Below are 4,658 nucleotides of genomic sequence, written 5' to 3'. Positions count from 1 at the left end.
GCGGATACACCCTAGGGGTGGGGGAACCGAGGGGGGACCGTGGAGCGGCGGCACAACCCCGTGATCGCCGCTCCACGGGCGGACCGCCCCGGTGCCCCCACGCTCGGCGTCAGCCGAAGACGGCCAGGCTCTTCGCCTTGCCCTTCTGCTCCTCGACCAGCGCGAGGAACCGGCCCTCGGGGTCGAAGACGGCCACCGTACCGGCGCCCGCGTACTCCTCGGGCATCTCCAGCCGTACGCCGTTGAGAAGCAGCTTGGCCCGGCGGCCGTCGACGTCCCAGCGCCGGAAGGCGGCCGTCGCGGCCTCCGCGATCGGCATCACCGTCAGCTCCTGCTGGAGCTGGTCGAGGGTCCTGGCCGCGTCCAGCTTGTACGGGCCCACGCGCGTGCGCCGCAGAGCCGTCAGATGGCCGCCCACGCCCAGGTCGGCGCCCAGGTCCCGGGCCAGCGCCCGGATGTAGGTGCCCGACGAGCAGACCACGGAGACCACCAGGTCCAGGACCGGGGTCCCGTCCTCGGCGACCGCGTCCCGGACGTCGTACACCGCGAAGGACGAGATGGTGACGGGCCGCGCGGGGATCTCGAACTCCTCGCCCTCCCGCGCCCGCTTGTAGGAGCGCACCCCGTCGATCTTGATGGCGCTGACCTTGGACGGCACCTGCATGATGTCGCCGGTCAGCTTGGCGATCCCGGCGTCGACGGCGTCGCGGGTGACCTTCGAGGCGTCGACCGACCCCGTGATCTCGCCCTCGGCGTCGTCGGTCAGGGTCGTCTGGCCGAGCCGGATGGTGCCCAGGTACTCCTTCTCGGTCAGCGCGAGGTGACCGAGCAGCTTGGTCGCCCTCTCGACTCCGAGGACCAGCACACCCGTCGCCATGGGGTCGAGGGTGCCGGCGTGGCCGACGCGGCGGGTCTTCGCGATCCCGCGCATCTTGGCGACCACGTCGTGCGAAGTGAAGCCCGACGGCTTGTCGACGATGACAAGGCCGTCGGGCGTCCGGTTCTTCTGGGTCATCCGGTGGTGTCGTCCGTCTCGTCCTCGTCGCCCGGCTTGCGGTACGGGTCGGCGTCACCGGCGTAGGCGGCGCCCGCGGACACCTCGCGCACCTTCTCGTCGGACTGCCGGGCCTTGTCGAGCAGGTCGTCGATGGTCTTGGCGGTGTCGGGCAGCGCGTCCGCGACGAAGGTCAGCGTCGGGGTGAACTTCACGCCCGCCGCCGCCCCGACCGCGGAGCGGAGCACGCCCTTGGCGCTCTCCAGTCCGGCCGCCGCGGCAGCCCGCTCCTCTTCTCCGCCGTACACCGTGTAGAAGACGGTCGCCTCCCGCAGGTCCCCCGTCACCCGGGTGTCCGTGATGGTGACGTGCGATCCGAGCCGCGGGTCCTTGATCCCGCGCAGCAGCTTCTGGGCCACCACCTCTCGGATGAGGTCCGCCAGCCTCTTGGCGCGCGCGTTGTCGGCCACTGGTCCGTCTCCTTAAGTACTTACTTGTTGCTTCAGTCTTCGTCGCTGTGGAGCCTGCGTCGAACCGAGAGCAGTTCCACCTCGGGCCGCGCGGCGACCAGCCGCTCGCAGCGGTCCAGTACGTCGGTGAGGTGTCCCGTGTCCCCGGACACCACCGCGAGCCCGATCTCGGCCCTGCGGTGGAGGTTCTGGTTGCCCGTCTCCGCCGCGCTCACCGCGTACTTGCGCTGGAGCTCGGCCACGATCGGACGGACGAGAGAGCGTTTCTCCTTCAGCGAGTGCACGTCACCGAGGAGCAGGTCGAAGGACAGAGTCCCCACATACATGTGTGTCCGGATGTCCCGCCGGTTCGGGGTACGGGCGCCACGCTTCGACGCCGATACGGGAACCGTACACGCAACGGCCGGGGCCGATCGACGGATATTACGTCCGCCGACCGGCCCCGATCGCGTGCTGTGCAGGTCAGCCGCGCGGCTTCTCGCGCATCTCGTACGTCGCGATGACGTCGTCGACCTTGATGTCGTTGAAGTTTCCGAGGTTGATACCGCCCTCGAAGCCTTCGCGGATCTCGGTGACGTCGTCCTTGAAGCGACGCAGACCCTCGATGTTGAGGTTCTCCGCGACCACCTTGCCGTCGCGGATGAGGCGCGCCTTGGTGTTGCGCTTGACCTCGCCGGAGCGGATGAGGACACCCGCGATGTTGCCCAGCTTGGACGACTTGAAGACCTCGCGGATCTCCGCCGTACCGAGCTCGACCTCTTCGTACTCCGGCTTGAGCATGCCCTTGAGGGCCGCCTCGATCTCCTCGATCGCCTGGTAGATGACCGAGTAGTACCGGACGTCCACGCCCTCGCGCTCGGCCATCTGCTGCGCACGCCCGGCGGCGCGCACGTTGAAGCCGATCACGATGGCGTCCGAGCCCATCGCCAGGTCGATGTCCGACTCCGTGACCGCACCGACGCCGCGGTGCAGGACGCGGATGTCGACCTCTTCGCCGACGTCCAGCTGGAGCAGGGAGGACTCGAGCGCCTCGACGGAACCAGAAGCGTCACCCTTGATGATGAGGTTGAGCTGCTGGACCTCGCCGGCCTTGAGCACCTTGTCCAGGTCCTCGAGGGAGACGCGGCGCGTGCGCTTGGCGAAGGCCGCGTTGCGCTCGCGGGCGGCACGCTTCTCGGCGATCTGACGGGCCGTACGGTCCTCGTCGACCACCAGGAAGTTGTCGCCGGCGCCCGGGACGTTGGTCAGACCCAGCACCTGGACCGGCGTGGACGGACCCGCCTCGGCGACGTTGTTGCCGTTGTCGTCGAGCATGGCGCGGACGCGACCGTAGGCGTCGCCCACGACCATCGTGTCGCCGACCCGCAGGGTGCCTCGCTGGACGAGGACCGTCGCCACGGCACCGCGGCCGCGGTCGAGACGGGACTCGATCGAGATGCCCTGCGCGTCCTGGTTCGGGTTGGCCCGCAGGTCGAGCGAGGCGTCCGCGGTCAGGACGACCGCTTCCAGCAGGGAGTCGATGTGCAGACCCTGCTTGGCGGAGATGTCGACGAACATGGTGTCGCCGCCGTACTCCTCGGCCACCAGGCCGTACTCGGTCAGCTGACCGCGCACCTTGGTCGGGTCGGCGCCCTCGACGTCGATCTTGTTGACCGCGACGACGATCGGGACGTCGGCCGCCTTGGCGTGGTTGAGCGCCTCGACCGTCTGCGGCATGACGCCGTCGTTGGCCGCGACGACCAGGATCGCGATGTCCGTCGACCGGGCACCACGGGCACGCATGGCGGTGAACGCCTCGTGACCCGGGGTGTCGATGAAGGTGATCGCGCGGTCCTCGTCGTTGACCTGGGTGGAGACCTGGTAGGCACCGATGTGCTGGGTGATGCCGCCGGCCTCGCCCGCGATGACGTTCGTCTTGCGGATGGCGTCGAGGAGCCGGGTCTTACCGTGGTCGACGTGACCCATGACGGTCACGACCGGCGGACGGACGACCAGGTCCTCGTCGTCGCCCTCGTCCTCGCCGAACTCGATGTCGAAGGACTCGAGCAGCTCGCGGTCCTCCTCCTCGGGGCTGACGATCTGAACCTCGTAGTTCATCTCGCCGGCGAGGAGCTGGAGCGTCTCGTCGGAGACGGACTGCGTGGCCGTGACCATCTCGCCGAGGTTCAGCATGACCGCGACGAGCGACGCCGGGTTGGCGTTGATCTTCTCCGCGAAGTCGGTGAGGGAGGCACCGCGCGACAGGCGAATGGTCTCGCCGTTGCCGCGAGGCAGCATCACGCCGCCGACCGACGGGGCCTGCATGGCCTCGTACTCCTGGCGCCTCTGCCGCTTCGACTTGCGACCGCGACGCGCGGGACCGCCGGGACGGCCGAAGGCGCCCTGCGTGCCACCACGACCGCCCGGACCACCGGGACGACCGCCGAAGCCGGGACGACCGCCGCCACCGCCACCGGGACCGCCCGGACGACCGGCGAAGCCGCCGCCACCGCCACCGGGACCACCGGGACGGCCGGCGAAGCCGCCGCCACCGGGACCGGCCGGACGACCGGCGAAGCCGCCACCCGGACGACCGCCGCCGCCACCGGGACGACCGCCGCCACCGGGACCGCGGCCGCCGGGGCCGCCGCCGGGACGCGGGCCGGCAGCCGGACGCTGCGGCATCATGCCGGGGTTGGGACGCGGGCCGCCGGGGCCGCCGCCGGGACGGGGACCGCCCTGCGGACGGGGCATGCCGCCCGGGGTGGGACGGGCGCCGCCCGGAGCCTGCGGACGGGGACCGCCCGCCGCGCCCTGGGGACGGGGACCGCCCTGGCCCTGACCCTGCGGACGCGGGGCGCCGCCGGGAGCGCCACCGGGGCCACCAGGGCCGCCGGGACGCGGGGCGCCGCCCGGACGGGGCGCCTGCGGGCGCGCCATGCCGGTGGAGCCACCAGAGGTGAACGGGTTGTTGCCCGGACGGGGACCGGCCGGACGAGCACCGGGACGCGCGCCCTGGCCGCCCGGACGCGGAGCGCCGGGACGGTCGCCGCGGTCACCGCGGCCCTGGCCGCCACCCTGGCCGGGACCGCCGGCCGGACGCGGAGCACCCGGACGCGGGGCCTGGCCGGCCGGACGCGGAGCACCCGGACGCGGGCCGGAGCCCTGTCCCTGGCCCTGCGGGGCCGGGGCGGCGGGAGCCGACGGCGGTGCCG

4 protein-coding genes are annotated in these 4,658 nt (G+C 71.9%); all 4 read right to left on the bottom strand.

The window, feature by feature from the left end; genetic code table 11:
• Positions 1-109 precede the first annotated feature (109 nt).
• Positions 110-1,015, bottom strand: a complete 906-nt coding sequence (gene truB / locus AOJ26_RS30430; protein ID WP_053851584.1) for a tRNA pseudouridine(55) synthase TruB — start codon at positions 1,013-1,015, stop codon at positions 110-112.
• Positions 1,012-1,464: a 30S ribosome-binding factor RbfA gene (gene rbfA / locus AOJ26_RS30425; RefSeq protein ID WP_053851583.1), complete on the bottom strand. Its 453-nt coding sequence runs from the start codon at positions 1,462-1,464 to the stop codon at positions 1,012-1,014. Before rbfA ends, truB begins: the two co-directional genes overlap by 4 nt.
• Before the next feature lie 32 nt (positions 1,465-1,496).
• A complete protein-coding gene (locus tag AOJ26_RS30420) occupies positions 1,497-1,790 on the bottom strand; it encodes a DUF503 domain-containing protein (protein ID WP_031052658.1) in 294 nt (97 codons plus the stop codon).
• A gap of 136 nt (positions 1,791-1,926) precedes the next feature.
• Positions 1,927-4,658: translation initiation factor IF-2 (infB, locus tag AOJ26_RS30415; protein ID WP_078960084.1), on the bottom strand; the 2,732-nt coding region annotated here is incomplete at its 5' end.

This window comes from Streptomyces sp. NRRL B-24085 (assembly GCF_001282115.1).
Taxonomy (GTDB): domain Bacteria; phylum Actinomycetota; class Actinomycetes; order Streptomycetales; family Streptomycetaceae; genus Streptomyces.
Note: the sequence above shows the minus strand (reverse complement) of the source record. Positions and strands in the feature narration are given on the sequence as shown.